General features: G+C 69.8%; 26 protein-coding genes. 9 read left to right on the top strand and 17 right to left on the bottom strand.

The annotated features are described in order from the left end of the window. Window positions 1-5: 5 nt before the first annotated feature. The 5 genes from lspA to VF584_26370 all read right to left on the bottom strand — a co-directional run bounded on the left by lspA (window position 6) and on the right by VF584_26370 (window position 6804). Window positions 6-497 carry a signal peptidase II gene (gene lspA / locus VF584_26390; GenBank protein HEX8213723.1) on the bottom strand — a complete coding sequence of 164 codons (492 nt, stop codon included), beginning with the start codon at window positions 495-497 and terminating at the stop codon, window positions 6-8. A gap of 362 nt (window positions 498-859) precedes the next feature. Next, window positions 860-3406 carry a helicase C-terminal domain-containing protein gene (locus tag VF584_26385; GenBank protein ID HEX8213722.1) on the bottom strand — a complete coding sequence of 849 codons (2547 nt, stop codon included), beginning with the start codon at window positions 3404-3406 and terminating at the stop codon, window positions 860-862. 115 nt (window positions 3407-3521) lie between these two features. After that, on the bottom strand, window positions 3522-3773 hold the full coding sequence (locus tag VF584_26380) for a hypothetical protein (protein HEX8213721.1): 252 nt from the start codon (window positions 3771-3773) through the stop codon (window positions 3522-3524). 202 nt (window positions 3774-3975) lie between these two features. Beyond that, a complete protein-coding gene (locus tag VF584_26375; protein HEX8213720.1) occupies window positions 3976-4344 on the bottom strand; it encodes a DUF559 domain-containing protein in 369 nt (122 codons plus the stop codon). Window positions 4345-4461: 117 nt separating this feature from the next. After that, complete coding sequence (locus tag VF584_26370; GenBank protein HEX8213719.1) at window positions 4462-6804, bottom strand: ATP-dependent DNA helicase RecQ; 2343 nt, start codon at window positions 6802-6804, stop codon at window positions 4462-4464. Window positions 6805-7103: 299 nt separating this feature from the next. Between VF584_26370 and VF584_26365 the strand changes: the two genes are divergently transcribed. The 7 genes from VF584_26365 (at window position 7104) to VF584_26335 (ending at window position 12827) form a co-directional block, all read left to right on the top strand. After that, window positions 7104-7268, top strand: coding sequence for a hypothetical protein (locus tag VF584_26365; GenBank protein ID HEX8213718.1), 165 nt, complete (start codon window positions 7104-7106; stop codon window positions 7266-7268). Between the two features lie 13 nt (window positions 7269-7281). After that, a complete protein-coding gene (locus VF584_26360; protein HEX8213717.1) occupies window positions 7282-8310 on the top strand; it encodes a radical SAM protein in 1029 nt (342 codons plus the stop codon). A gap of 433 nt (window positions 8311-8743) precedes the next feature. Continuing rightward, on the top strand, window positions 8744-10105 hold the full coding sequence (locus VF584_26355; GenBank protein HEX8213716.1) for a hypothetical protein: 1362 nt from the start codon (window positions 8744-8746) through the stop codon (window positions 10103-10105). An 11-nt stretch (window positions 10106-10116) separates the two neighbouring features. Continuing rightward, on the top strand, window positions 10117-10389 hold the full coding sequence (locus tag VF584_26350; protein ID HEX8213715.1) for a PqqD family protein: 273 nt from the start codon (window positions 10117-10119) through the stop codon (window positions 10387-10389). Further along, the gene (locus VF584_26345) at window positions 10386-10817 is read left to right on the top strand and encodes a lasso peptide biosynthesis B2 protein (protein HEX8213714.1); all 432 of its coding nucleotides are present in this window, start codon (window positions 10386-10388) and stop codon (window positions 10815-10817) included. The genes VF584_26350 and VF584_26345 overlap by 4 nt, the downstream gene beginning before the upstream one ends. Beyond that, window positions 10814-11746: a hypothetical protein gene (locus VF584_26340; protein ID HEX8213713.1), complete on the top strand. Its 933-nt coding sequence runs from the start codon at window positions 10814-10816 to the stop codon at window positions 11744-11746. Before VF584_26345 ends, VF584_26340 begins: the two co-directional genes overlap by 4 nt. Before the next feature lie 106 nt (window positions 11747-11852). Further along, window positions 11853-12827 carry a hypothetical protein gene (locus tag VF584_26335; protein ID HEX8213712.1) on the top strand — a complete coding sequence of 325 codons (975 nt, stop codon included), beginning with the start codon at window positions 11853-11855 and terminating at the stop codon, window positions 12825-12827. A 234-nt stretch (window positions 12828-13061) separates the two neighbouring features. On the opposite strand, the gene VF584_26330 is transcribed toward VF584_26335, so the two are convergent. From VF584_26330 to VF584_26280, 11 genes are all read right to left on the bottom strand, one after another. Beyond that, complete coding sequence (locus tag VF584_26330; protein HEX8213711.1) at window positions 13062-13289, bottom strand: hypothetical protein; 228 nt, start codon at window positions 13287-13289, stop codon at window positions 13062-13064. Between the two features lie 71 nt (window positions 13290-13360). Next, entirely contained in the window at window positions 13361-13588 is a 228-nt protein-coding gene (locus tag VF584_26325) for a hypothetical protein (GenBank protein ID HEX8213710.1), read from the bottom strand. A gap of 71 nt (window positions 13589-13659) precedes the next feature. After that, window positions 13660-13884, bottom strand: a complete 225-nt coding sequence (locus tag VF584_26320) for a hypothetical protein (GenBank protein ID HEX8213709.1) — start codon at window positions 13882-13884, stop codon at window positions 13660-13662. A gap of 553 nt (window positions 13885-14437) precedes the next feature. Continuing rightward, window positions 14438-16162, bottom strand: a complete 1725-nt coding sequence (locus tag VF584_26315) for an AIPR family protein (GenBank protein HEX8213708.1) — start codon at window positions 16160-16162, stop codon at window positions 14438-14440. A gap of 187 nt (window positions 16163-16349) precedes the next feature. Then, window positions 16350-17192, bottom strand: coding sequence for a succinate dehydrogenase iron-sulfur subunit (locus VF584_26310; protein HEX8213707.1), 843 nt, complete (start codon window positions 17190-17192; stop codon window positions 16350-16352). After that, complete coding sequence (sdhA, locus tag VF584_26305) at window positions 17192-18931, bottom strand: succinate dehydrogenase flavoprotein subunit (GenBank protein ID HEX8213706.1); 1740 nt, start codon at window positions 18929-18931, stop codon at window positions 17192-17194. Before sdhA ends, VF584_26310 begins: the two co-directional genes overlap by 1 nt. After that, complete coding sequence (locus tag VF584_26300) at window positions 18928-19365, bottom strand: hypothetical protein (protein HEX8213705.1); 438 nt, start codon at window positions 19363-19365, stop codon at window positions 18928-18930. The genes sdhA and VF584_26300 overlap by 4 nt, the downstream gene beginning before the upstream one ends. Beyond that, complete coding sequence (gene sdhC, locus VF584_26295) at window positions 19362-19916, bottom strand: succinate dehydrogenase, cytochrome b556 subunit (protein ID HEX8213704.1); 555 nt, start codon at window positions 19914-19916, stop codon at window positions 19362-19364. The genes VF584_26300 and sdhC overlap by 4 nt, the downstream gene beginning before the upstream one ends. 72 nt (window positions 19917-19988) lie before the next feature. Then, window positions 19989-20909 (bottom strand): malate dehydrogenase, encoded by a 921-nt coding sequence (gene mdh, locus VF584_26290; protein ID HEX8213703.1) that lies wholly within the window; start codon window positions 20907-20909, stop codon window positions 19989-19991. A gap of 123 nt (window positions 20910-21032) precedes the next feature. After that, window positions 21033-21500 carry a tRNA (cytidine(34)-2'-O)-methyltransferase gene (locus VF584_26285; protein HEX8213702.1) on the bottom strand — a complete coding sequence of 156 codons (468 nt, stop codon included), beginning with the start codon at window positions 21498-21500 and terminating at the stop codon, window positions 21033-21035. A gap of 528 nt (window positions 21501-22028) precedes the next feature. Beyond that, window positions 22029-22694 (bottom strand): hemolysin III family protein, encoded by a 666-nt coding sequence (locus VF584_26280; GenBank protein HEX8213701.1) that lies wholly within the window; start codon window positions 22692-22694, stop codon window positions 22029-22031. Window positions 22695-22842: 148 nt separating this feature from the next. On the opposite strand from VF584_26280, the gene VF584_26275 reads away from it, so the two are divergent. Together VF584_26275 and VF584_26270 are read left to right on the top strand one after the other, a co-directional pair. Continuing rightward, window positions 22843-24168, top strand: coding sequence for a hypothetical protein (locus tag VF584_26275; protein HEX8213700.1), 1326 nt, complete (start codon window positions 22843-22845; stop codon window positions 24166-24168). A 255-nt stretch (window positions 24169-24423) separates the two neighbouring features. Further along, complete coding sequence (locus VF584_26270; protein ID HEX8213699.1) at window positions 24424-24999, top strand: hypothetical protein; 576 nt, start codon at window positions 24424-24426, stop codon at window positions 24997-24999. Here the strand turns inward: VF584_26270 and VF584_26265 are convergent, their stop codons facing one another. Continuing rightward, the gene (locus VF584_26265; GenBank protein ID HEX8213698.1) at window positions 25000-25809 is read right to left on the bottom strand and encodes a PPK2 family polyphosphate kinase; all 810 of its coding nucleotides are present in this window, start codon (window positions 25807-25809) and stop codon (window positions 25000-25002) included. Window positions 25810-26163: the final 354 nt, after the last annotated feature.

Below are 26163 nucleotides of genomic sequence, written 5' to 3'. Positions count from 1 at the left end.
TGGCCTCAGAGCGCGGTGGACGGAGTGGATTCGGCCGGTGCGTCGCGCACCAGTCGTGCCGCCAGCACCACGGCGCCCAGCGAGATCGCCACGTCTGCCACGTTGAAGATGAAGGGGAAGGAGCGCACCAGGATGAAGTCGGTCACGGCGCCGTCCATCAGCCGGTCGCCCAGGTTCCCCAGCGCCCCGGCAATGACGAGCCCGGACGCGACCCTGACCCATGCATCTCGCGTTGTGCGCATGATCTGCAGCGCGACCACCACGCCGATGCACGCCGCCAGCGCCAGCAGCGGCGTGCGCCACGCCGATTCGCTGTCCGCGAACCAGGAGAAGGAGATCCCCGGATTGCGGTGGTGCGAGAGCGACACCCACCCGCCGACCAGCGGCCGCTCGCTCCCGATGGAGAGCTGGTTGGCCACCCAGAACTTGGTGATCCAGTCCGCCGCCACCACCCCGGCGATGCCGAGCGCGAGCCAGCGGTTGCGCGAAAGCTTCATCTTGTCCTGGAAATTTGCGGCGCCGTCCATCGGGAATGGCGCAGGTACACGGGCGCGGCGAGGGGGTTCCCGCGGGGGCACGCAGGCCCCCTCCCCCGCTCGTCACCTCGCGGCCCCTCCCCCAATAACAACCTGGGGGAGGGGCGTACACTCGCATCGGCGCGGGTGCTTCGACCACCGCGCGAACGCAAGAATCGTAGGGGCAGACCTGCGTGTCTGCCCACCCTTGCCCCATCTCGAAACCCGCCCGTCAGATCGACCCTCGTAGGGGCGGCCCCGCGTGACCGCCCGTGCCCGCCCCCGCGACGCCCTCTGCCCCCATTCCCCATTCCCCATTCCCCATTCCCATTCCCCCGCAGTCCCTACCCCGCCCTTCGCGCCTCCAGCCGCTCCCCGTAAAACCGCAGCATCGCCTCCTTCACCTCGCGCCACGGCCCCTTCACCACCGGCGCCGGGGGGAGCGAGTCGATGAAGTACCGCCCGTAGCTCTTCTTCGCCACGCGACCGTCCAGCACCAGGACGACCCCGTGGTCGCCGGTGGAGCGGATCAGGCGGCCGAAGCCCTGCTTCAGCCGGATCGCCGCGCTCGGGAGCATGTACGAGACGAAGGAGTTGCCCCCCGCCCGCTCGATTGCCTCGATGCGCGCGGCGGTCACCGGCTCGCCGGGGACCTTGAAGGGAAGCTTGGGGATCACCAGCCCGCGCAGCGCCGAGCCGGGGACGTCCACCCCCTCCCAGAACGAGGTGGTCCCCAGCAGGATGCCGCGCCCGGAGACCGCGAATCGCTCCACCAGTTGCGCGCGCGGCCCCTCGCCGTGCACGAAGAGCGGCCACTCCAGGTCCGCGCGGCGGCGGCGCAGCTCGGAGGCGACGTGGCGGAGCGCGCGGTACGACGTGAAGAGGACGAAGAGCCCGCCGTCCGAGATCCTGGCGTGCTCCAGCACCGCGCGCACCGTGGCCTCGTCGTGGCGCGGGTCCGCGTCGCCCGCGGGGAGCGGGAGGTCGGTGGGGACGGCGAGCAGTGCCTGCCGCGGGTAGTCGAAGGGCGATGGGAAGACCGCCTCGGCCACGGGGTGCTCCTGCTCGAAAGCGTCGCTGAGCCCCAGGCGCTGGCGCACGAAGCGGAAGTCCTTTTCCTGCGTCGAAAGCGTCGCCGAGGTCAGGATCACCGTCGGCACCTGCTCGAAAACCGACTCGCGCAGCACGGCGGAGAGGTCCAGTGGGGCGGCGTTCAGCGTCAGGTTCCCCTCGCGGCTCTCCCGCGCCGCCTGCCGCTCCATCCAGCGCACCATCTTGACGCGCTCCTCGCCGGGGCGGAGGGCCATGCGCAGGCCGTCCGCGGCGCCCTCCACTCGGTTGGCGGCACCGCGCAGCTCCATCAGCTGCGGCTCCAGGTTGCGGCGCAGCTCGTCGTCGGTAGCGACGCGCTCGCGAAGGAGCTCCATCCCCGCCAGCATCGACTGGAGGTTGTCCAGCAGGCCGGAGAGCGCGTCGTCCAGCCCCAGCGGCCACACGGGGTGCGCGGCGAAGTGGTCGTCCAGCCGCGCCAGCGGCTCGCCGGAGTTGAAGACGTCGTTGAGGAAGGAGAACACCGCCGCCGCCCGCTCCCGCGCCCCCTCCAGCGACGGGAGGAGCCGCTCCTCGATCGTGTCGAGCGCGGCCCGGGCCAGCAGGTCGTTCTTCACCGCCCCCAGCGCGCCGCGGAAGGCCGGGAGCAGCCCCTTCCCCCGATGCTCCAGCCTTCGCAGCGTCCGGAACAGGCCACGGCGGGACACGGTGGCCCCGAGATGGCTCGTCGCCGCCTCCTCCAGGTTGTGCGCCTCGTCCAGCACCAGCCGCTTGTAGTGCGGAAGGACGGCGGGAGAGGAGTAGTTCCCCTGCGCGCGCCGTACGGCGAGATCGCTGAAGAGGAGGTGGTGGTTGGAGACCACGATGTCCGCCGAGGAGGCCTCGCGCCGGGCGCGCTGGTAAAAGCAGTCCTCGAAGTTGGGGCACTTCGCCCGCAGGCACACGTCGCTCTCCGACGACACCTCGTCCCACACCTCGGCCGAGGGGCGGAACGAGAGGTCGGAGAGCGATCCATCCGCCGTCTTCCCCAGCCACTCCACGATCCCGGCCAGCTCCGCCTGCTTCTCCGCGTCGAAAAGCGCCGCCGCGTTGTCCCGCGCCAGCAGCGCGCGCCGCACGGAGACGTAGTTGCGCCGCCCCTTCACCAGGGTGAAGCGGAAGGGGATCCCCAGCGCGCGCCGCAGCATGGGGAGGTCCTTGTCGACGAGCTGTTCCTGGAGGTTGATGGTGTTGGTGGACACCAGCGTGCGCTCGCCGTTGAGAACCGCCCAGCGGATGGCGGGAAGGAGGTACGCCACCGACTTCCCCGTCCCCGTCCCCGCCTCCGCGATCCCGACGCCACCCTCGTTGTAGAGCGCCCCGATCATGCGCGCCAGCTCGCGCTGCTGCGGCCGGTCCTCGTAGCGCGGGTGGCGCGAGGCGAGCGCTCCGCCGGGGCCCAGGTCGCGGTCGAGCGCGTCCAGGTCGAGCGGGGTGCACTCGCTGGCGTCGGGCGGCTCCACGATGACGTACAGCTCGCTCGCGTCGTTGTCGACGATGGCGGAGCCCAGCCCCATCTCCCACACCCGCGCGGCGACCTGGAAGTCCGCCTCGGAGGGCTCCAGCACGCCGGAGGGGTGGTTGTGGATGAGCAGCCCTCCCGCCTCGGGCGACTTCACCAGCGCCAGCACCGCCGACGGCCCGCCGCGGGCGATGACGCGCGGCTCCGTAACGGCGCCGCCCTCGCCCACGCGCGCCACGAAGCACACCTCGTTGCCGCGGGCGCGTGCGATCTCCCGCCGCACCAGCTCGGCGGCGGCGGGTTCCAGGAACAGCTCGACGGCGGAACGTTGCTGTTTCATCTAACGGGGGAGCGGGATACGGGCACGGGCGAAACAGAAGTGCCAAGTGCTAAGTGCCAAGTCCTGAACAGAAGTTCCACTCAGCACTTAGCACTTAGGACTCAGCACTTAGGACTCAGCACTCTTCCTCACCCACCTCGCGCGCCGGCTCGGACTCCGCGAGCGCCTCCCGCAGGAGCTCCTCGTCGTCCTCCGCCACGGCGTCCATCTCCACGTACCCCACCCGCGGCGGCTCGGCGGGGTCCTCGGGGCAGAGGAAGCGCGCGCCGTAGAACCCGCGCTCGGTGGGTGCCGGGTGCCCGTAGAGGATCTCCACCAGCCACCCCCTCCCCCGCTCGTCCTGGAAGATTGCCCTGTCTTTCGCCATTTCTTCGGTACAATGCTGCCGCCCGGGTGTTCCGTCAACGTTGACGAAGTGTACCGAGGAGGGGGCCGGGATGGAAGGCGGGGGGGCCTCACCCGGCGGGCCCTCACCCGGCAGCTTACAGCTGCCACCCTCTCCCACAAACAGCCGTGGGAGAGGGGACTTGGGGCCTGCGCGTCTGGCGGGCGGCAGAGCGGGGGGTGGATCAGCGGGGACTGCGGGTTTTCAGGACGGCTTCGATGCGGCGCAGGACGGAGCGTGGGTCGTCGATGACTTCCTCGTTGCGGAAGCGAACGACGTGGATGCCGCGGGCGTTCAGGAACTCGGTACGCACGGCATCACGTTCCTGCTGCTCGTGGTGGATGTCGCCGTCGACTTCCACGCAGAGCTTCGCGGAGGCACAGTAGAAATCCAGGATGAAGCGATCAACCGCGTGCTGCCGCCTGAACTTCGCCAAATTCCAGCCGCGCAGGTAGTTCCACAGCCGTTTCTCGGCCTTGGTCGGCGCACGCCTCAGCTCGCGCGCCCGCGCCTCCAGCTCCGGCGTCGTCCCCCGCACCCGCTTCCTCTCCATCCCGCCTCCTCGCCAGAATATGAGAACCCACACAGACGCCCAAGTCCCCTCTCCCACGGCAGTTTGTGGGAGAGGGTGGCAGCTGTAAGCTGCCGGGTGAGGGCCACCGGGCCCCCCTCACCCCTCCCGCAGCACCTCCAGGAACGCCTCCCCGTACTTCTCCAGCTTCGCGGGCCCCACCCCCGGCACCTCCAGCATCTCCGCGTCGTCGCCGGGGCGGCGGCGCGCGAGCTCGATCAGCGTCTTGTCCGGGAAGATGCAGTACGAGGGGAGGCTCGCCTCCTTGGCGAGCTTCGAGCGCAACGCCTTGAGGCGGCCGTACAGGTCGGCCTCCTCGGCGGAGGGCGGTGCGACTTCGGCGCGCTTGGGGGCGGGCTCGGCGGGGGCGCGGCGGCCGATGCGGCGACCGTTGTTTTCCGTTGAGAAGGCGGAGAGGACGTCCATCAGCGGCGCGCCCCAGCGGTCCAGCAGCGCGGTGGTGACGCCGGGGATGCGCAGCACCTCCTCCGGGGTGGCGGGGGCGTACTCGGCCAGCGACTTCAGCACCTCCTCCGAGAAGACCATCAGGACCGGCAGGTCGTGGCGCCGCGCCAGCTCGCCGCGCAGCTCGCGGAGGCGGTCCAGGAGGTCGGTGCGGCGAGCCGTGCGCGAGGGGCCGCGGCGGGTGGAGGAGGTGCCCAGGTCCACCGCCTCGGACGCGCCGGCGCCGGCCACGGCGGGGCGCCCGCCCGCGCGCAGGCAGTTGTCGCAGGCGCCGCACTCGCGCATGGCGGCCGGGTCGCCGAAGTAGCGCAGCACGAAGCCGCGCCGGCACTCCTCGGTGTAGCCGTACGCCTGCACCTTTTGCAGCTTGCGCAGGTCGCGCTCGCGCTTGGAATCCAGCGTGCGCCAGTCGATGGGGAGGCGGTTGATCGGGGTGGTGCGGTCCAGCACCCAGATGCCGTCACCCCCCGCCTGGCCCCACTCCAGGAAGCCGCCGTCCTGCAGCCCATCCAGCAGGCGCATCGCCTCGCCGCGGCCGCCGGGGATGCCGAGCATCCCCCACTCCAGCTCGGTGCCGCGGTACGACGCCTCTCCCCCGCCCCGCCGCCAGATGGTGCGCAGCAGCTCCAGCTCCGCCGTGCGCCCCGCCAGCTCGCGCGAGATGCGGTCCGGCCGCGCCACCAGCCGCACGCGCACGCCCGAGCCCGCGGGACCCAGCGGACGCACGAGGCCGAACTGCTCCAGCACGCGCAGGGCGGAGCCGGCCATGCGGTCGCCCTTGATCCCCGGCACGATCCGCCCCAGCTCCACGAGGCCCACGGAGCACACGCCGGACGCGTCGGCCCCGCGGCGCACGGCGTCCATCATCGCCTCCACCGCGCGGCGGGGGGGGTTGGCGGTCTCGATGAAGAACTCGTGGGTGAAGCGGTCCGCGTACGAGTGCAGGAGGACGCAGTCGGAGGGGCCCCCGTCGCGCCCGGCGCGGCCGGCCTCCTGATAATACGCCTCCAGGTTGCCGGGCATGTTGTAGTGCACCACGATGCGGACGTCGGGCTTGTCGATCCCCATCCCGAAGGCGTTGGTGGCCACCACCACCTGCGCGGCGCCGCTCATGAAGCGCTCCTGGATGCGCTTCCGCTCCAGGTCCTGGATGCCGGCGTGGTAGCCCACCGCGTCGATCCCCGTGCCGCGCAGGAGCGCCGTGAGCGCGTCCACGTTCTTGCGCGTGGAGGCGTACACGATGGCCGATCCCTCGCGCCCGCGCAGGAGCTTGAGGAGGAGGCGGTCCTTTTCGCTGTCGTTCTTGGCGCGCAGGACGTGCCACACCAAGTTGCGCCGGTCAAACCCGGTGACCAGCGTGGCCGCGTCGCGAAGCGAGAGCTGGCGGACGATGTCGCGCCGCACCTCCTCGGTGGCCGTGGCGGTGAGCGCGGCGATGGGCGGGTCGCCCAGGGCGTGGCGCACCTCGCCCAGCCGCAGGTACGACGGGCGGAAGTCGTGCCCCCACTCGCTGACGCAGTGCGCCTCGTCGATGGCCAGCAACGACACGTCCATCGCGGCCAGGCGGCGGATGAAGCGCTCCCCGTCGAAGCGCTCCGGCGCGACGTACAGGAGCTTGAGCTGGCCGCTTTCGGCCGCCAGCATCCGCATCGACATCTCGTCCGGCGAGAGCGACGAGTTGATGAAGGTGGCGGGGAGCCCCACGCGGGCCAGCGAGTCCACCTGGTCCTTCATCAGCGAGATGAGGGGCGACACCACCACGGTGAGTCCCGGCAGCATCATCGCCGGCACCTGGTAGCACAGGCTCTTCCCGCCGCCGGTGGGCATGATGGTCAGCGAGTCCGCCCCCGCCAGGACGTTGCGCACCGCCTGGTCCTGCCCCGGCCGGAAGTCGGGGTACCCCCAGTGGCGGCGGAGGACCTCGCGGGCCTCCTCCAGCGGATCTTCGACGGCGGGGTGGAACGGCTCGGTGAGCATCGGGCGCGGGTGCGGGATGAAGGTGTTGCGCCCCCGTACCCGACACCGCCGCCGGGGTTCACGCCGTCCACCTTCGCGAGCGAAACCCGTCCCCGCGATGGCGTCCGGGGCGCGCTCCCGCTCCCGCACGCGCCGGGACAGCGGAAGCGCCCCCGTGCGATAGGATTGCACAAGGACGGCGGGGCATGCTAGTTTGGAGGCCGTACACGGGGGATCGTCGCCCGCCAGCTCCCGTCGGCGCACGACACCCCCGGCGCCCCCCGCGCCCGCTCATCCCGTCTCTCCTGCCCCCGATGACCATGGACCCGATCCGCACCGCTCCGCCCCAGGCACCCCGTTCCGCGCCGCGCCGCGGCTGGGTCGCGCCGGAGGTGAAGGACCTTCCGCGCCTGACCGAGCTGACGCTGCAGAGCGGCGGGGGCATTCCCTGCGGCGGCACCGGCAGCAGCACGGTCTGCCCGTAGCGCACGGCCGCTGATGCTTCTGGGCCTCGCGATCACCGAGCACTGCAACCTCCGCTGTCCGCACTGCATCCGCGATGACGTAACCACCGTCCGCAACCTGGACGCGGGCCTGATCCTCCGCACGGTCGATCAGGCTCGACTGCTGTGGGACGAGGTCGCCGCGTCCATCACCGGCGGCGAGCCCACATTGCACCCGGAGTGGGAGCGGATCATCGCCGGGCTGCACGAGCGGGGGGTAACATACCGCTTCGTGACCAACGGCTGGCACATGCGCCGCCTGATGCCGGCGCTGGATCGATACCCCCCGGCGCGCGTGCGCGTCTCCCTCTCGGGCGCGGACGAGGAGGTGCACGACGAGGAGCGGGGGCGCGGCTCCTTTCGGCGCGTGCTGATGGCGGTGGCGCTCCTCACCAGCCGCCAGATCCCCACCTCGCTCGGCTTCGTGGTGGACCGGCGCGACCGGCACCAGCTCCGGCAGGCGGCGGACCTGGCGGAGGCGCTGGGGTGCACTTCGATCGACTTCGCCCTGGCGCAGCCGGTGGGCGGCAGCGCCGCGCGCGACAGCGATCTCGCCCCGCGCGAGTGGTACTCCGCGCGCGACGAGATCCTCGCGCTCGCCGCGGAGGGCCGCCGCACGGCCGTGATGCTCGATTACGGCGCCCCGTCGGAGGGCCCCGAGCCCGTCTGCGACACCTTCAAGAAGAACCGCATCTACGTCGATGCCCGCGGCCGCCTCTCCCTCTGCTGCCAGCTCTCCGAGTACGGCTCCAACGAGACCGACGTCGTCGCGGACCTGAACCACACCTCGCTGCTGGACGTGTGGCCGCGCTACGAAGAGGCTCTGGATGCGCAGCGCGCCGCCAGCCTCCCCCGCGGCGGCGACCCGTTCGACCCCTTTCCCTGCATCCGCTGCGCGCGCGCGCTGGGGAAGATGGCCTGGATCCGCGACTACCCGTCCAGCCCCTGGGCCGGTGCCGCCCTCCCCCCCACCGTCCCCCTTCCGCCCCGCCTCGTCCCGCTCACCTACGCCGCGCGGGTGTAGCGTCGGACTCAGGGCGCCGCTGGAAAAACACGAAGTCCGCCGTCGCGGACTCGCCCCTCCTCTTGTCATCGTGAGCGACGCGCTTCGCCGTCCCCGCCTCGTCACGAACCTATGGCGCGAGCGAGGGATCTACTGCGCGTGCCGGGAGCTCGGCCCGTTCATGCCGCCCCGAACCCGCGCCGGCTAGATTCTTCGTTCGCCGCAGGAGCTCCGGCGCGCTCCACGGGCCCCTGCGCGGCGGCTCTCTCAGAATGACAGAAAACCGGTCACGCCCCGCGGCATCTGACCCCGAGTCCGCGAAGGCGGGCTTTGTGCTGTTGTTGCCGCGAGTTCACTCGCCAGGCCTCTCCCCCCTCCCCATCCCGATTTGCCGCGCTTTCCCTTAGATTCCACAAGTCCGCCCGGCGGTACCCCTCGTAATCCCCGCTCGCCCATGCGGTTCCCGCTGCACATAGCACTCCTCGCCATACTCGCGGCCGCGTGCGGCGACCCCGGTCCGGGCGTCACGCACCCGCCCAGCGGGCCGCTCACGCTGGAGCTGCAGGGGACGCTCGCGCGCGACTCGGTGGTGCACGTGCGGGCGCTGCGCGCGGGCGTCGTCGTCCCCGCCGCGCAGGTGACGCTCGCCGCCACGCCCGCCGACGCCGTGCAGCTCCTGGGCGGCGACTCGCTGCGCTTCCTCAAGGGCGGCAGCCTCACAGTCAGCGCCACGGCGGGAGCATCGCGCGGAAGCCGCACGATCGAAATCACCGCGCCCCCGCCGCTCGCCCTGGAAGTGACGGGGAGGATCGAGCGCGGCGCGGTGGTGCGTGTCGCGGTGACGCAGGGCGGCGTGGCGCTCGGGGTCGGCGCGGCGACGCTCGCCTTCACCCCGGCCGATGCGGGCCAGTCGCTCGGCGGCGACTCGGTGCAACTGCTGCGCGCGGGGACGGTCACACTGCGCGCCACCTTCGGCCGCGACGAGGGCGCGCGCGAGCTGACGGTCGCCGTGCCGCCGTCGATCGTCTTCGACCGGGTGGTGGACGGCAACCGCGACCTGTGGCGCGTGGCGCTGGACGGTGGCGACCTGGCGCGCCTCACCGATCACGCCGCGGACGACAGCGACCCCACCGTGGCGGCGGGGCGCATCGTCTTCTCCAGCCTGCGTGTGGACAGCAACCTCGAGCTATTCAGCATCGCGCTGACCGGGGGCGAAGCCACGCGGCTCACCCGCACGGCGGGGCCCGAGACGATGCCCGCCCTGTCACGCGACGGGCAGCGACTCGCCTACATCATCAGCGCCGGCGGACTCCCCAAACTCTGGCTCGCCGCGGGCGACGGCAGCGGGGGCGCCCCGGGCGCACCCACCTTCGGCGCCGGCTTCGCGCTGGACGCATCGCCGTCATGGGCGCCGGACGGGAGCAGGCTCGCCTTCACCTCCACCGAAGCGGGGAGCCCGGACGTGTTCGGGCTCGTCCCGGGCACCACGCCGGTGCTCCTGGCGGGCGGCAGCTCGCTGGAGCTGGAGCCGGCGTTCAGCCCCGATGGCCGCTTCCTCGCCTTCACCTCCGACCGGGCGGGCGGCGGCGTGACGCGCATCTACCTGATGGCGCTGTCCAGCGGCGCGGTGACGCGGATCACGTTCGGAACCCTCTCCGTGGGACAGCCCGCCTGGACCGCGGACGGACGCCTGGTCTACACCGAGTTCGCCGCGGGCGGTGGGCAGCTGCGCTGGATCGATCCCGCCACCCCGGCCGCGAGCTACGCCATCCCCACCGGAGCGGGGAGCGCGCGCAACCCGGCCGGAATCCCCTGACCATACCCGTGATGGAAGCCACAAGCCGCTACGCCGTCCCCGACGAGGTGCTGACGGCGCACCTGGAGGGCGAGGCCGTCCTCCTGCACATGGAGACCAAGAACTACTTCCGCCTCAACGCCACCGCGGCGCTGCTGTGGAAGGGGATGGAGCGCGGCCTGGAGCGCGAGCAGCTCCTGGACAGCCTGCTGGCCGAGTTCGAGGTGGACCGCCCCACCGCCGCCGCGGAGCTGGACCGCCTCCTGGGCGAGCTCGCCGCCCGCGGCCTCGTCGTCCCGGGATGACCGGCCGCGCCGTCCCTCCCCCGCGTTCGGGGGAGGGAGCCGGGGGGTGGGGGCCCATCGCCGGCATCCGTGCCGCGCTGCGCACGCCGGGCTGGCTGCGCGACGGTCGCTGGCGCACGCTGCTGGAGCCCGTCCCCCACGCGAGCAACGATGCCGAGCCGCCGCGCGGTGCCCTCCGCGCGGCACGCGGCGCGCTGCGCGTGCTCGCGCGCGCACCGGGCGGCCGCTGGAGGAACACCTGCCTCTACCGAAGCGTCGCCGAGTGCCTGGTGCTCCGCGAGTTCGGAGTGGACGCGCGCCTCCGCATCGGCGTCGGCACGGAGGGGGCGGAGGTGATCGCGCACGCGTGGGTGGTCCGCGGCGCCCAGGCCGACGCGGATGCCGACCCCGCCGCCGCCGCCCTGCGCCCCCTCGCCGGCCGCGCGTGACGCACGTCCTCCTGCGCGACGGCGCCCTCCGCCTGGAGGCCGCCCCCGATCTCCTCCCGCTCATCGTCCACTGGCTCCCGCTCCTCCCCTATTCCGAGCGCACGCCGGACCCGCACGGCTCGCTGGTGCGCGTCATCCGCGGCGATCCCCATCCGCCGCCGCACATACGCCCAACCCTGCGCCTGGGGACGGCGGACGCGTGGGTGGAGGGCGACGGGGCGGTGCTCGCCGGCAACGCCGCGCGCTGCTGGGGTGAGGTCGATCTGCAGGGAGGCACGGCCGAGTTGCGCGCCCCGGTCGGCGCGACGGATGACGCCACGCGCTGGGAGCTGTACTCGATGGCGTCGCTCGCCTGCGCCCTGCTGCTGAACCGCATGGGGCGCACGCTGGCGCACGCGGCCGGCGTGGTCGCGCCCGACGGCGGCGCGTGGCTGCTGGTGGGGGACACGCACGCCGGCAAGAGCACCACCGTAGCCAACCTCCTCCGCTGCGGATGGGGCTACGTGTCCGACGACAACGTGGTGCTGGCGCGCGGCGGCGGCGGGATCGCGGTGGAGGGGTGGCCGCGCCACTTCCACATGGACGAGGGATGGGAAGCGGGCACCCCGCTCGGCCGCCGCGGCGCCATCGATCCGCGCGAGCGCTGGCCGGGGCAGTGGATGGACGCCGCGCCCCTCGCGGGGCTCCTCTTTCCGCGCGTGGAGCCGGGGCAGCCCACGGAGCTCGCGCCGTACCCCGCCGCCGACGCGCTGGCGGCGCTCCTCCGCCAATCGCCCTGGCTGCTGGCGGACCGGGGGAGCGCCCCGGCGGTGCTCGCCCTGCTGCGCGACGCGGCGGCGCGCCCCGCCTTTGCGCTTCGGCTGGGGCTGGACAGCTACGCCGATCCGCCGCTCCTGGCCGAGCGGCTGCGCCCGGCATGGGTCATCTGACCGGTAACAAAAAGCTGTTCCTCCGCCCAACTTCATTTTAATATTCCCGTGGGGAGCCCCGATGGCCGGACTCCCTCCCCCCATACATCCGCACGAGGTCGCACCAATGACACATTCCATCATCCGACGCATCGGCCCCGCCGCGCTCGCGCTGGCGCTGACGGTGGCCGCCACCGACGCGGCGAGCGCGCAGATCGGCGGGCTCGGCCGCACGCTGGGGCGCGCCGCCAGCAGGCTCAACGTGGACGCGGTGCTGCGCGGCGATCCGCCGATCACCACCAGCCTTCCGGACGCGCGCTGGGCCGTCGACTCGCTGGACAACTTCACCCCGCGCGAGAGCAAGCGCTCCATGCTCCAGCTCCAGCGCACCCCCAACGGCGGCTTCGTGCTGCAGCCGGGGTACTACGAGATGGAGACGCAGAGCTACTGCCTCAAGGCCGGCACCCACGGCCCCGGCGGCGGCGACGGCTACCTGTACGCTCCCACGGCCGGGCCCGCCGAAGACGCGGTCAAGTCGATCCTGCGCAACTCGGTGAACCACCCGCAGATCGAGCAGTCCAAGGTGCAGACGCTGCTGTGGGCGATCATCGCCCGCGCGAAGTTCGAGGACATGAGCGCCGACCACAAGGCGACCGCCGCGCGCCTGCTGACGCCGCAGCAGCTCGCCTCCCTCAACCGCACGGCGCTGGACATGGTGCCCGGCCCCGCGATGGACGCCGCCATGAGCCGCGTGCCGCCGCTGGTGCGCCAGGTCTTCCAGGCCGAGGCGCAGATCCGCCAGATGCTCACCAACCCGGGCACCTCGTTCCAGCAGCTCGAGGCCGCGGCGGTGCTGGCCGGGATGGCGCCGATGGGCCCCGGCAGCCGTCAGGTGCCGAACGGCCGCTGGAACCTGCACCCGGACGGCTACTACGTGCGCTACCTTCCGCACGGCTACAGCCACACCACCACGCAGATCTGGATTCCGCAGGGGAGCCCGGCGGTGGGCAAGGAGTACGACCCGGCCACGCACATCGCGGTGCCGGGAAACACGGCCCGCCAGCGCCTCGTGCAGTCCGGCCGCGCGCACCGCGCGTCGTAAGCGGCGGCGGGGTTCAGAGAGACGGGCCGGCGAGCGATCGCCGGCCCGTTTTCGTGCGGCAAGGAAGAGCGTCCCACAGAGACACAGATGAAACGGCAAGAACAGAAGGAAAAGCTTTTCTCTGAGGCTTTCAGTTCTCTCTGTGCCCTCTGTGTAATGGGTCTCCTCGGCTGAAGCTAACCGGCCCCGCACTAGGACAGGTGCGGGGCCGGTTCGTGCTTGGCCCGCGCTGGGTCAGGGAATGAACCCGCAGGTGCAGTACCCGTTCGAGGCACAGTACCCGATCCCCCACGGGCAGCGCTCGCCGCAGGGGTAGTATTCGTAATCGTACCCCTCCTTGGGGCAGTTCCCCGCCGCCGCCGTGGGCTGGCTCGCCATCGCCCGGCTCGCGCCGAAGCTCAGGCCCCCGGCTACGAGCACAGCGAACACTGCTTGGATGAGATACGCCAGACGAAACTTCATACGTCCTCACGGAAGGTGGGACCCAAGCGTGTCCCGGCGTCTACCGGAACTCCCAGCCCTGCCCGCCGGTTTCAGGGAACGTAGCCGCAGCGGCAGATTCCGCTCTCGGAGCAGTAACCGCGGTTCTGGTAGCAGCCGTAGCCGCAGGGCTGGTACGGATAGTCGTAGCCCATCGCGGGGCACGTCGCCATCGCCGCCGCCGGCTGGGTCGCCATCGCGCGGCTCGCGCCGAAGCTCAGCCCTCCCGCCACAAGCACCGCCAGTACTGCCTGAATGAGATACGCCAGACGAAGCTTCATACGTCCTCCGAGGGGGTTGGATGCAAGCGCGTCCCGGCAGCTACCGGGACGTCAGCGGATGGAACGAGATCTCAGGGAATGTCGCCGCACTGGCAGTTGCCGTTCGCATCGCAGTACCCTCGCCCGCCCGGGCACCCGATGGCGCAAGGCGAGTACGGATACTCGTAGCCCTTGGCCGGGCAGGTCCGCGCAGCCACCTCGCCGCTCGCCATCGCCCGGCTCGCGCCGAAGCTGAGCCCCACCGCCACCAACACCGCGAATACTGCCTGGATCAGGTACGCCAGACGAAGCCGCATACGTCCTCCCCGGATGGGAAATGGAGTTCCACGGCGCTCCGATAGAGGTACCGAAGCGCCACCGCAGCTCGCGCAATATCCATTCCCGTCCGAAACTGATCGTCGCGCGTTTCCCGCGCGTGATTCTGGAAGGGCGTGAGTGCGACGAGACCGGCCGTTCCCCCCTTTTGTCATCCCGGGTGACGCGCTTCTCCGTCCCGTGCCCGTCCTCAATTTCTGGCGCGGAGCAAAGGATCTACTGCGCGTGCCGAGGGGCTCGTCGTTACCCGCCGTCCTCTTGCCTCGCAGGCTAGATCCTTCAGTCGCCGCTACGCCGTGGCGTGCGGCCATAGGTCAGAGCAGCGGCTCCTTCAGGATGACAGAAGAAGCGTTCCCTCCGCGCCTCCGCGTCTCCGCGTGAGCCCTGATCGGTGCGCCCCGCGCAGATGCATGCAAGCGCCCCCTCCCCAGGTAGTTATTGGGGGAGGGGGCAGCGAGGTGACGAGCGGGGGAGGGGGCCCTACACCCGCGCCGTGCCGTACAGGATCGCCTTCTTCACCTCGCCGAAGAGGTACTATCTCCCGGAGGTCAGCCGAGCGCACTCCTTACGAAGCTTCTCCGTGAAAGGCTGCGTCCGTATATGGTCACGGTGAAAGTTACCTTGCGCCGTGCTATCGACGACAGCCACAGCTTCCTTGAACCATTGCTCAGCCTCTTGCGTGTCCCAAAGCTTTATAGACAAACGATCTGCGTACTTCACGATCTCGTGCGAATTCGGAAGCGGCGGTTTGCCGGGTTCCATCAGCAGTCGCGTGGCGAGCAGCACATGGTAACGGGCAGGCTTGTACTTCGCTTCCAGCGTACCGTTCCTGAAGAAGTATTCCAAGCGGTACAAAGCAGAAGCAGCTGAGTAGTAAGGCTCCAACCGATGTTGAGCACCGAAAATTTCTTTCCCAACGCTTCCGAGCAACCCGCGGTAGTTACGCGTGGTCCGATGAGGCTCTTCTAGAAACATCGACGCGTACGCTCGGATAAGATTGGCCGGTGTCACGATCCGCGTTTTTTCAAAGCCAGCAACATTGTTGAACTGCCGTGAGCGCCGCTCATAGTAGAGCTTCTTATTGTCTTCGAAGCTCCTGAAGAACATTTCGAGCTTCTTCTGGAAGTCCGAAAGCGCAATCAGTTGCTCTTCCTTAACTTCTGTTTGCCTGTTCGTAGCCTTGATGATGGCCGCAATGACGGCATCATCCTGAGTCGCAATCAGGCGCAGAGGAACCATCACAGAATCATCAAGATTGTCCTTCTGATCGAAAAGAACGTGACTGGTCTGACAGCCATTCACGATTTGATAATCCTCGATGTAGATCCGATTTCCGGTTGGTCGCATAGTCTTCGCGATGATCGTGATTCCGTTGTTCATCAACGCGAATCGTGCACGCATTTCTGTTGAACTGAGCGTTTCGCGCATCTCGGAATTCACCGCGTTATAGTCTTGCCAATCCCTGACGTTGTCGTAAAAAATAGTGCGCACCAACTCACCGCTCTCGTCTTTCACAAGGCCGAGAAACTCATTGGCGGGGAGCAAGCCGATGTACGCCTCTGTGACTCCGGGAATCTCCGGCAGGACCGTGCGGTCCGCAAACGTGAACTCTCGTGAGATGGCGTTCTTCGTCTGGTTGTAGAGCTTCTGGAGTCCGTCCGCATCGACGGGAATGAACTCGACTTCTCGGAACAGACGCGTTTGTTCGAGGTCTTCGGTGACGGCGGCCCGCCGAGCCTCCAAGTTCTGGTCGCCGTTCCACTTTCCTGTGGTAACGTAGTAAAGCCGGCAGATTGGATTCCCGCGTTTGAATTTGCTGCTACGGTCATAAACAGCCTTCATCACTGCGGCTGCTTCCTTTATTGCGTCGTTGCGCGGCAACGAAGGTGCATCCTTGAAGAAGTCGACCACTCCAAATCCGAACTGGCCGATCTTCGCCGTCTCAAAGCTCGATGAGCGTTCTGCTTGGACGAATACAAAGCTCACATCAAGGAAGCCGTTGGTATCGGCGAGCTCTGCCACCAGTTCAGAATCGGTCGCCAGAGATCCATTGACTATGATCGCAAGCGCATCGATACCCGTGTCTGCACCGGAACCGCTGACCACATCGTTAGTATCGAAGCTCTCGCTGAGGTGACGCCCGATGTTCAGGTATGCTGCAAAATGCTCAAACCGACTATCCTCACCCAAGTTCGTGATCCTGTCGATCCCACTCTCCTTGGAAAACTCGTCGAGAAGAGATCTGGTGATGCGGTCCATGGCTTCCTAGTCGAGAGGGTTCAGTTATGGGGTGGGTTGTCTTACGGGGTCTCGCCGCATCCCGCGTTGCTGCCCGAATCTTCATTCAGCAAGCCAAGGTTCAATTCAGGCCGCAGGACTGATCCTAACATCTAGACGGACCAGCCCCTCGACGGATCAAGTCCGGCAGACCGGCCCATGACCTTGTTTACACCCGCGCCGTGCCGTACAGGATCGCCTTCTTCACCTCGCCGATCGCCTTGGTGATGCGGATCTCGCGGGGGCAGGCCTCGGTGCAGTTGAAGATGGTGCGGCAGCGCCAGACGCCCTCGCGGTCGTTCAGGATGCTGAGCCGCTCCCCGGCCGCCGAGTCGCGCGAGTCGAAGATGAAGCGGTGCGCGTTCACGATGGCCGCCGGGCCCACGAAGTTCTCGTTGGCCCAGAACGACGGGCAGCTCGTGGTGCACGCCGCGCACAGGATGCACTTGGTGGTGTCGTCGAACTTCTCGCGGTCTTCCACCGACTGCAGGCGCTCGCGCTCGGTGGTGCGGCCGTCGTTGATGAAGTACGGGAGCACGGAGCGGTACTGCGCGAAAAAGGGCTCCATGTCCACCACCAGGTCCTTTTTCACGCGGAACCCCATGATCGGCTCCACCGTCACCTTTTCACCCACGTCGCGGATCAGCACCTTGCACGCGAGGCGGTTGACGCCGTTGATGCGCATGGCATCCGACCCGCAGATGCCGTGGGCGCAGGAGCGGCGGTAGGTGAGGGTGCCGTCCTGGTACCACTTGATGGCGTTCAGCGCGTCCAGCACCCGGTCGGTGGGGTCCACCTGCACCTGGAACTCCTGGAAGCTCGGCGCGGCGTCCGTGTCCGGGTTGAAGCGGAAGACGCGCACCGTCACCGGCTTCACCCCGCCCGCCTTGGGAGGCGGGGCGGTCTTCTGCGCCGGAGCCTGCGCGTTCGCCGCGGCGGCGCCCGCGGAGCTCGCGTCGGCGGTGGTGGAGTCGCGCCTGGCGCCGCCCTGCCCTTCGGTCTCGGCCTTCATCAGTATACCCTTTCCTTCGGCTCGAACTGCCGGATCACCACGGGCTTGTACGAGATGCCGAGCGTGCCGTCCTCCGCCCGCGTCACCAGGGTGTGCTTGAGCCACTCCTGGTCGTTGCGGTCCAGGTAGTCCTCGCGCAGATGGGCGCCGCGGCTCTCGGTGCGGTTGATCGCGCTCACGGTGGTCACCTCGGCAAGGTCCAGCAGGTTGCCGAGCTCCCACGCCTCCAGCAGGTCGGTGTTGAAGTTCTTCCCCTTGTCCATCACCAGCACGTTACGGAAGCGCGCCTGCAGCTCGCGCACCTTTACGAGCGCCGCCTCCATCCCCGGGCCTTCGCGAAAGATGCCGACCGCGTCCTGCATCACGTCCTGCATCTCCTCGCGAAGGCGGGCGGCCGGCTCGCCCTTTTCGGTGGCCAGGATGCGCGTGAACTCCGCCTCGATGCGCGCCGTGGGCCTGGCGGGAAGGGGCGGCAGCTCCGCCGTCTTGCAGAACTCCGCCATCGCGATCCCGCCGCGCCGCCCGAAGACCACCAGGTCGAGGAGCGAGTTGGTGCCCAGCCGGTTGGCGCCGTGCACGGAGACGCAGGCGCACTCGCCGGCCGCGTACAGGCCGGGGATCACGGCGTGCCCCGCATCCAGCACGCGGCACTCCACGTCCGTGGGGATTCCGCCCATCCCGTAGTGCGCGGTGGGCTGGATCGGCATCGGCTCCTTCACCGGGTCCACGCCCAGGTAGGTGCGGCAGAAGTCCGCGATGTCCGGCAGCTTGTTCTCGATGACGTCCGCGCCCAGGTGGGTGGCGTCGAGGTACACGTACTTCTTCCCCCCGATCCCCCGCCCCTCGCGGATCTCCTTGCTGATGGCGCGCGCCACCACGTCGCGGCTGGCCAGGTCCTTCATGGTGGGGGCGTAGCGCTCCATGAAGCGCTCGCCGTGGTCGTTGCGCAGGATGCCGCCCTCGCCGCGCACGCCCTCGGTGATCAGGATGCCCAGCCGGTAGATCCCCGTGGGGTGGAACTGGTAGAACTCCATGTCCTCCAGCGGGATCCCGCGGCGCAGCGCGATCGCCACCCCGTCGCCGGTGTTGGCGTGGGCGTTGGAGGTGATGGACCACACGCGCCCGAAGCCACCCGTGGCGAACTCCACCGCCTTGCTGCGGAAGATGTGCAGGTGCCCCGTCGCGACCTCGTACGCGATCACCCCGCCGCAGCGCCCGTCGTCGGCCATGATCAGGTCGACCACCTGGTACTCGTCGTAGAAGTCGACGCCGGCCTTGATGCAGTTCTGGTAGAGCGTCTGCAGGATCATGTGCCCCGTGCGGTCGGCCGCGTAGCAGCTGCGGCGCACCGGGCCCTGCCCAAAGTGGTGCGTGTGCCCGCCAAAGGGGCGCTGGGCGATCTTGCCGTCCGGCGTGCGGCTGAACGGGAGCCCCATGTGCTCCAGCTCGATGATCACCGGCACCGCCTCTTCGCACAACACCTGGATGGAGTCCTGGTCGCCCAGGTAGTCCGACCCCTTCACGGTGTCGAACGCGTGCCACTCCGGGTTGTCCTCTTCCAGGTTCGCGAGCGCCGCGCCGATGCCGCCCTGCGCGGCGCCGGTGTGCGAGCGGGTGGGGTACAGCTTGGATATGACCGCCGTGCGCAGGCCGGGCGCGCGGCTGAGGTAGATGGCCGTCATCAGCCCCGCCCCGCCGCCGCCCACCACCAGCGCGTCGTACGTATGCGTGTGGATCATCGGGTCGGGATCGTCGGGTCGAAGGTGAGGAGAGCGAAGACGCCCCAGGCCATCACCGAGAGGAGAAGGGTGTAGGCGACCGCCTTCACCGCCACCTGCCGGCCGGGCTTGCGCACGTAGTCTTCGATGCTGTAGCGCAGGCCGTTGATGCCGTGCAGCATGGCGAAGACGCAGAGCGCAACGTTGTAGAGGCGGTTGAACGGGTTGGTCCACCGCTCGCGCACCATGTCCGCGTCCAGGTGCTCCACGCCCACCACCAGGTTCCACCACACCAGGTGGTAGAGCGACAGGAAGATCAGCACGAGCCCGCTGACGCGCATGAAGAGCCACGAGTACAGCTCGAAGTTGCTGCGCGCGGTCGTGGGACGCTCGAAGCCGCCGCCGCTCCGTGGGGCGCCGCGCACGGCAACGTCGTACGTCGTCTCCTGGTTCATCGCGGCGTCTCCATCGGCACGTCCAGCACCCCCGGCGTCGCCTCTTCACGGTGAGCCGCCGGCACGCGCCCCTCGGCCTGCAGCCGCTCCATCCGCGCGCGGTGCCGCTCCACCCCCGGCTCCTCGGCGAGGCCTAACACGGGCGCCATCATGATCCACGCGACGGGTAGGATCAGCAGCACGCTCAGCCCCAGCGCGGCGAGCCCCAGCTTGCGCTGGTGGCGCATGGCGTGGGGCCAGAAGTCCTGGATGATGATGCGCAGCCCGTTCAGCGCGTGGTACAGCACCGAGAAGAAGATGGCCAGCTCGCCCACCCGGAAGAGCGGGTGGCGGTAGATGTTGAGCGACTCGTCGTAGAAGTCCGGCCAGTAGATCACCAGCGCGGTGTCGAAGACGTGGATCAGGAGGAAGAAGAGGATGCCCAGCCCGGTTACCCGGTGCAGCATCCAGGTCCACATCCCCTCGCGCCCCTTGTAGCGGAGCGACTCGGTGAGCCGGGTGTTGCGGACGTTGCGCACGCTGCCGGCGCCGTTCTCGATGCGGGTTGCCATGTGTCGGTATCTCGGTGTTGCACCCCCGGAAGCCGAGCGCCGCCCCATTGGAGCGGCGCCGGCGGGGGTGCGTCAGACCAGCGCCATCGGCTCGAGGACCGCGTCGGCCGACTTCTGGAGCGCGGCGCGCTCCTCTTCGGTCAGCTCCACCTCGATGATCCCCTCCATCCCGTTGCGCCCCAGCTTCACCGGCACGCCCAAAAAGAGGTCGCGCATCCCGTACTCGCCCTGCAGCCACGCGGCGCAGGGAAGGATGCGCTTCTTGTCCTTGACGATGGCCTCCGCCATCTGCACCGCGCCGGCGGAGGGCGCGTAGTACGCCGACCCCGTCTTGAGGAACTTCACGATCTCCGCGCCGCCGTTGCGGGTGCGGTCCACGATGGCGTCCAGCTTCGAGCGCTCCATCAGCTGCGTGACGGGAATGCCGCTCACGGTGGTGTAGGAGATCAGCGGCACCATGGTGTCGCCGTGGCCGCCGAGGACCATCGCCTGGATGTCTTCCACGGACACGTCCAGCTCCATCGCCAGGAAGGCGCGGTAGCGGGCCGTGTCCAGCACGCCGGCCATCCCGATCACCCGCTCGCGCGGGAAGCCGCTGGCCTTCATGGCCACGTAGCTCATCACGTCCAGCGGGTTGCTGACCATGATGATGATGGCCTCGGGCGACACGCGGGCGATGTTCTCGCTCACCTGGCGCACGATTCCGGCATTGGTGTTCAGCAGGTCGTCGCGGCTCATCCCCGGCTTCCGCGCGATCCCGGCGGTGACGATGTAGATCCCCGACCCGGCGGACTCCTCGTACCCGTTGCTGCCGATGATGCGCGAGTCGAAGCCTTCGATGGGGGCGGACTGGAACTGGTCCAGCCCCTTCCCCTGCGGCACGCCCTCGGCGATGTCGATGAGGACCACCTGGCGCGCCAGCTCCTTCTCCGCCACGCGCTGCGCCGCCGTGGCGCCCACGTTCCCCGCCCCGACCACCGTGATCTTGTCCATGTATCCCCGAGCTTTGGATGCGTGGTTTGTGTGGCTCCGCGGCCCTGCCGGGAAGCGCGGGCAACATAGACGCGCCCGCACTACGTGTCAACGGAAGACGGGGCCCCGCGCGGGCCCCGTGTTTCACCCGCGTTCCACCTGCCGCAGCGCCTCGTAAAGCGCCACCCCCACGGCGGTTGAGAGGTTGAGGCTGCGCGTCTCCGGGCGCATGGGGATGCGCACGTGGTGGGCGGGCGCGGTGGCGAGCACGTCGTCCGGCAGCCCGCGCGACTCCGGCCCGAAGACCAGCACGTCGCCCGGCGCGAACTCCGTCTCCCACAGCCCGCGCTCCGCCCTGGTGGTGAACATCCACGTCCTGCGCCCTTTGACGGTCGCCGCGAAGTCCGGCCACGCCACGTGCACGTGGTAGTCGACGTGCTGCCAGTAGTCCATCAGCGCGCGCTTCGCCTTGGGATGCGTGAACGAAAATCCCAGCTTCCCTATCAGGTGCAGCGGCGCCCCCGTCGCCCCGCACGTCCGCGCGATCGCCCCCGCGTTGCCGGGGATCTCGGGCTCGTACAGCGCGACGGCGATCTGGTTGGGTGTCAGCATGGGCGGTCGGGGGCGGGCGAGTAAACTCGCTGCAACAACAGCACAAAGTCCGCCTGCGCGGACTCGGGGACCATCATCCCGCTTCGCTCACCGCCGTGCGCCCCGCCATGTAGGGGTGCGATTCATCGCGCCCGCCCTCCTCCTTCCTCGACCTCCGCAACCCGCACCAACCCCGTAGGGGCCGCCCCACGTGGCTGCCCGTGCCTGAACATTCGCCGCGGCCCGCCCCACGAGCGCCGGTCCAGGAGCGAAAGTCCGCCTGCGCGCCGCCTTCGCGGACTCACGCAGAGGGCGGCGCGCGTTGCCAGCCGTTTGTCATCCTGAGGGAGACGTCGCGCACAAATCGCGCGACCCACGCAGGGCTTGTGCGGCGACCGAAGGATCTACCCCGCGAGGCAAGAGGACGGCGAACGGAGAACTGCGTCACTCAGGATGACATATTGAAATTCACGTATCTCGAGACCGCTTCAGCGGTCTTCCCGTGGTTCCAGCCGGGGGCTTCAGCCCCCGGTGATTCGCCCGGTGCCGTCATCCCCCGGTGATCGCGGCACCCGCCCCGCCACCCACCTGCGCCAGGACGGCGAAGTAGTGGCAGACGCTGCCGGCGATTACGAACAGGTGCCAGATGGCGTGCGCGTACGGGATGCGGCGGCTATGATAGAAGACGGTGCCGCCCGTGTACGCCAGCCCACCCGCCACGATCCACAGCAGCGTCGAAGGCGGGAAGCGCTCCAGCATCGGCTTGGCGGCCACGATCGCCATCCACCCCATCCCCAGGTACAGCGCGGTGGAGAGGCGGGGGAAGCGGCCGGTGAAGAAGAGCTTGAAGACGACGCCGGCCGCGGCGAACACCCACGCCACCGCCAGCAGCGTCCACCCGAAGCCGCCGCGCAGCCCCAGCAGGGTGAACGGCGTGTAGGTGCCCGCGATCAGCAGGTAGATGGCGCAGTGGTCGAAGACCTGGAGCCGCGCCTTCACCCGCGGCGTGCGCGCCGCGTGGTACAGCGTGGAAGCCGCGTAGAGCAGCACCAGCGTCGCGCCGAAGACGGCGCTGCCGAACACGGCCCACACGTCGCCACGGAAGACGGCGACGGTTACGAGGATGGCGGCCCCGGCGGCGCTCGCCACGAGCCCGGCACCGTGGGTGAGCGCGTTCGCCAGCTCTTCGCGGCTGGTTGGGGATGCAGCGTCCATCGGGGTCTCGCGGGTGGCACGGTTCGTCATATTCGCGAGACCGTATCCGCAGGAACCCGGCCGCGGCCCCGGAACACTCCCCCGCCCCGGCGGTGTAAGCCCGAGTAGAGGTCCCACACCGATCCCACACCCTGCCGGAGACACCCCCGTGACCTCCCACACCGTCGCGCGCTGGACCCGCCGCGGCACCGCCGCCCTGGTGCTCGTCCTCGCCACCGCGTGCGCCAGCGCGGAGAAGCGCATGAACCAGGGCATGGCCCTGGAGCAGCGCGGCCGCCCCGCCGACGCCGCCGAGCGCTACATCGACGCCCTGAATAAGGATCCGTCGCTCACCACCGCGCGCGCCCGCCTGCAGGAGACGGGCGACCGCGCCGTGCAGGAGGCGATCGCCGAGTCCGCCGCGCTCGCCGCCGCCGGCCGAGCGGCGGATGCGGCCAACACGCTGCTGCGCCTGGACGCGCTCGGCCGCGACGCGTCGGCGGTGGGCGTGCGGCTCGCCCTGCCGGCCGACTACGCGCAGCGCCGCCGCGCCACCTTCGACCGCGCCATCGACGACGCCATCGCGTACGCGGAGCGGGCGGAGGGAAGCGGCGGCTTCGACGAGGCGGTGAGCCGGCTGGAGCGCGCCAGCCGCTGGGAGCCGGGCGTCGGCCAGCGCACCGGGCTGGACCGCGCCCGCTTCGGCGCGCAGCTCGGCTGGGCCGAGGCCGGGATGCGCGCGGGCCAGTACCGCGCCGCCCACGAGCGCGCCCGCGCCGCCGCTGCCCTCTTCGGCCGCGAAAGCCCCGAAGCCCGCCGCGCGCTCGCCCTGCAGGAGGAGGCGCTGCGCCGCGGCACCCTGCGCGTCGCCATCCTGCCGGTGGGGAGCGAGCCGGGTGCGCGCGCCAGGCTCCCCGACGACCTGGTGCCCGCGCTGAACGACGCGCTGGAGCTCAACCACTGGACGCGCGCGCCGCTCTTCGTGCAGGTCCTCGACCCGCGCACGGTGCGGGGCGCGGCGCGGCGGCACGGCTACGCGCGCCAGGCCGCCTCCCTGCGCGACGCGGTGGAGCTGGGGCGCTCGGTGGGCGCGGAGCTGGTGGTGAGGGCGGCCATCGACAGCGTCGTCGTGACGGAGAGCGGCCTGCGCGAGTCGCGGCGCCCCGCCCGCACCGCCGCCGGCGCGGACACCGCCTACACCGTGCGCGAGGGGCGCCGCGCCATGCGGGTGCGCGTCACCTACACGGTGGTGCGCGTGAACGACTACCGCGAGTCCCCCGAGGAGCGCGTGTGGGCGAGCGCCGACACCGACTTCCGCGAGGCGGTCTATCGCGGCAACCCGCGCGAGCTCACCCTCGCCAGCCGCGAGCGAGACCTCTTCGACGAGCGCCGCGCGGGCCGCGCCGGGCGCGCGCTGATCGACGAGCTGACCCGCGACCTGGGACCGCGCATGGAGCGCGAGGTGTTCGAGCGCCTCGTCCGCGACGTGCGCTGACGGGCCGCAAAGACGGCGCGGGTGCACGCTCGAGGCGGTCTACGCCACCCCGACACGTGCAAACATCGAATGGGCCTCCATCGAAGCGCTGTTCGTGACGGTGGGCGCAGAAGTGGAAGAGCGTGCGGGTAGCCGGGTGGCAGTGAAGCTGGGCGACGCAATGCAGGTATTCCACCGAACCCATCCGGGCAAGGAGGCGAAGAAGCCCACTGTGCGCAGTGTTCGTGACTTTCTTATGATGCTCGGGGTGAAGCCATGATGCAGCATGGACGGTATCTCGCCGCGATCGAGTATGATCCCGACGAGGAAAGCTTCTACGGCCGAACGGTGAACGTGAGCCCAGGGGGCTTCGACTTCTGGGGCTCCAGTGTGCAAGAGCTGTGGCGGGAGTTCGCCGCCAGCGCCCAGATTTTCGAGGAAGCGACAAGGGAGAAGGGGATCTCCGCGGAGGTGGCGGAAGCGCCGAATCCCTCCACCCTAGCAGCGAGTGCGTTGGGGCGCCGCAGGTCTCCTGCGAAAACGGCGTCCTCCCGCGCAAACGGGTTGAAAGCCGGACGGCCGCGCGCCGAGCCTTCGGCGGAGGCGGCGCGTCTGATCCGGGAGATCCCCGTCGAATACCCACTTGCCCCACCGGCAGCGAATGTAGAGGCGGAGTTCGGCAAGGAAGTCATCGCGGAATGCATGGAGCGAGGATGGGTGAAGCAACCCACGCGCGTCCATGGCAATCGCGAGGCTGGCCCGGTATACCGCCTTACCACGACCGGCCGGCGCCTCCGCACCCGGCTCGATGCCGAAGCGGAGACGCTGTCCGGGTCTGCGGATGTGCCCTGATCAGACGATGCGGTCGGCCATCGCCAGCACCGTTGGGTCGGCCTCGGGGATCTGCGGGGCCATCTTCTCCAGCGCATCCACCACCACCTGCGCCACGAGGTAGTCGCGGACCGGCTTCTCGTCGGCGGGGACGACGTACCAGGGGGCGTGCGGGGTGCTGCACCGGGTGAGCGCGTCCCGGTACGCCTCGGTGTACTCGTCCCAGAGCTGGCGGTCTTCCAGGTCGCTGGGGGCGAACTTCCAGCGCTTCTCGGGGCGCTCGAGGCGCTTGAGGAGGCGGCGCTTCTGCTCGTCCTTGGAGATGTGGAGAAAGAACTTGAGGATGGTGGTGCCGTTCTCGGCCAGCATCCTTTCGAAGCCGTTGATCTGGTCGTAGCGCTTCTCCCACCGCTCGCGCGGCACCAGCTCGCGGACGCGCGCCACCAGCACGTCCTCGTAGTGGGAGCGGTTGAAGACGCCCACCTGCCCGTACTCCGGCGTCGCGCGATGCACGCGCCACAGGTAGTCGTGGCGAAGCTCCTCGCCGGCGGGCGCGGCGAAGCTGGCGAGGTGCATCCCCTGCGGATTCACCGCGCCAAAGACCTTGCGGATGGTGCCGTCCTTGCCGCCCCCGTCCCGCGCCTGCAGCACCACCAGCAGCGACCGCTTCCCCTCCGCGTGGAGCGCCGCCGCGAGCTTCTCCAGCCGCTCCAGCAGCTCCTCCGTCTCGCGGTCCACGCGCTTTCCGCCGGGCACTTCGGACGGCGGCGCGGCCTCCTCGTCCGAGAGAAGCGGGCGTTGCGAGGGATCGATCGGCTTGAGCAGTGTCATCGGGGCGCCCGCGTGTGAGGGTTGGGTGCGTGAGGGACCGTTGATCCGTCCCTTCAAGGCGCGGGCCGTGGCGGTGCGAGGCTGGTTCGAGGCGGGGCGAGGGTGGGCAGACACGCAGGTCTGCCCCTACGGGCGCCGGGGCGAAGGGCGGCCGTAGGAAGGAGAGCGAAACCGCCCCCTCTCTCGATAACGGCGAGGGCGGAGCCCTCTCCCGTTATCGGGAGAGACATCTGAGGTGGTCCGTCAAGGCTTTTCGGTTCAGGCGGCGGCCGCCAGGCTGATTCGTGACGCCAGGGGCGACCCGCGCTCCACCAGTGCCTTGACGTATTGAGCCTCGTTGTACGGCGTACGTTC

The sequence above is a fragment of the Longimicrobium sp. genome, from assembly GCA_036389135.1.
GTDB lineage: Bacteria > Gemmatimonadota > Gemmatimonadetes > Longimicrobiales > Longimicrobiaceae > Longimicrobium.
The sequence above is the reverse complement of the archived record's forward strand: the minus strand, read 5'-3'. Positions and strand labels throughout refer to the sequence as shown.

Excerpts from the sequence above, each read along its gene's own strand:
- lspA (HEX8213723.1), bottom strand. The coding sequence starts at position 497 with ATGAAGCTTTCGCGCAACCGCTGGCTCGCGCTCGGCATCGCCGGGGTG.
- VF584_26385 (HEX8213722.1), bottom strand. The coding sequence starts at position 3,406 with ATGAAACAGCAACGTTCCGCCGTCGAGCTGTTCCTGGAACCCGCCGCC.
- VF584_26380 (HEX8213721.1), bottom strand. The coding sequence starts at position 3,773 with ATGGCGAAAGACAGGGCAATCTTCCAGGACGAGCGGGGGAGGGGGTGG.
- VF584_26375 (HEX8213720.1), bottom strand. The coding sequence starts at position 4,344 with ATGGAGAGGAAGCGGGTGCGGGGGACGACGCCGGAGCTGGAGGCGCGG.
- VF584_26370 (HEX8213719.1), bottom strand. The coding sequence starts at position 6,804 with ATGCTCACCGAGCCGTTCCACCCCGCCGTCGAAGATCCGCTGGAGGAG.
- VF584_26365 (HEX8213718.1), top strand. The coding sequence starts at position 7,104 with ATGGACCCGATCCGCACCGCTCCGCCCCAGGCACCCCGTTCCGCGCCG.
- VF584_26360 (HEX8213717.1), top strand. The coding sequence starts at position 7,282 with ATGCTTCTGGGCCTCGCGATCACCGAGCACTGCAACCTCCGCTGTCCG.
- VF584_26355 (HEX8213716.1), top strand. The coding sequence starts at position 8,744 with ATGCGGTTCCCGCTGCACATAGCACTCCTCGCCATACTCGCGGCCGCG.
- VF584_26350 (HEX8213715.1), top strand. The coding sequence starts at position 10,117 with ATGGAAGCCACAAGCCGCTACGCCGTCCCCGACGAGGTGCTGACGGCG.
- VF584_26345 (HEX8213714.1), top strand. The coding sequence starts at position 10,386 with ATGACCGGCCGCGCCGTCCCTCCCCCGCGTTCGGGGGAGGGAGCCGGG.
- VF584_26335 (HEX8213712.1), top strand. The coding sequence starts at position 11,853 with ATGACACATTCCATCATCCGACGCATCGGCCCCGCCGCGCTCGCGCTG.
- VF584_26330 (HEX8213711.1), bottom strand. The coding sequence starts at position 13,289 with ATGAAGTTTCGTCTGGCGTATCTCATCCAAGCAGTGTTCGCTGTGCTC.
- VF584_26325 (HEX8213710.1), bottom strand. The coding sequence starts at position 13,588 with ATGAAGCTTCGTCTGGCGTATCTCATTCAGGCAGTACTGGCGGTGCTT.
- VF584_26320 (HEX8213709.1), bottom strand. The coding sequence starts at position 13,884 with ATGCGGCTTCGTCTGGCGTACCTGATCCAGGCAGTATTCGCGGTGTTG.
- VF584_26315 (HEX8213708.1), bottom strand. The coding sequence starts at position 16,162 with ATGGACCGCATCACCAGATCTCTTCTCGACGAGTTTTCCAAGGAGAGT.
- VF584_26310 (HEX8213707.1), bottom strand. The coding sequence starts at position 17,192 with ATGAAGGCCGAGACCGAAGGGCAGGGCGGCGCCAGGCGCGACTCCACC.
- sdhA (HEX8213706.1), bottom strand. The coding sequence starts at position 18,931 with ATGATCCACACGCATACGTACGACGCGCTGGTGGTGGGCGGCGGCGGG.
- VF584_26300 (HEX8213705.1), bottom strand. The coding sequence starts at position 19,365 with ATGAACCAGGAGACGACGTACGACGTTGCCGTGCGCGGCGCCCCACGG.
- sdhC (HEX8213704.1), bottom strand. The coding sequence starts at position 19,916 with ATGGCAACCCGCATCGAGAACGGCGCCGGCAGCGTGCGCAACGTCCGC.
- mdh (HEX8213703.1), bottom strand. The coding sequence starts at position 20,909 with ATGGACAAGATCACGGTGGTCGGGGCGGGGAACGTGGGCGCCACGGCG.
- VF584_26285 (HEX8213702.1), bottom strand. The coding sequence starts at position 21,500 with ATGCTGACACCCAACCAGATCGCCGTCGCGCTGTACGAGCCCGAGATC.
- VF584_26280 (HEX8213701.1), bottom strand. The coding sequence starts at position 22,694 with ATGGACGCTGCATCCCCAACCAGCCGCGAAGAGCTGGCGAACGCGCTC.
- VF584_26270 (HEX8213699.1), top strand. The coding sequence starts at position 24,424 with ATGATGCAGCATGGACGGTATCTCGCCGCGATCGAGTATGATCCCGAC.
- VF584_26265 (HEX8213698.1), bottom strand. The coding sequence starts at position 25,809 with ATGACACTGCTCAAGCCGATCGATCCCTCGCAACGCCCGCTTCTCTCG.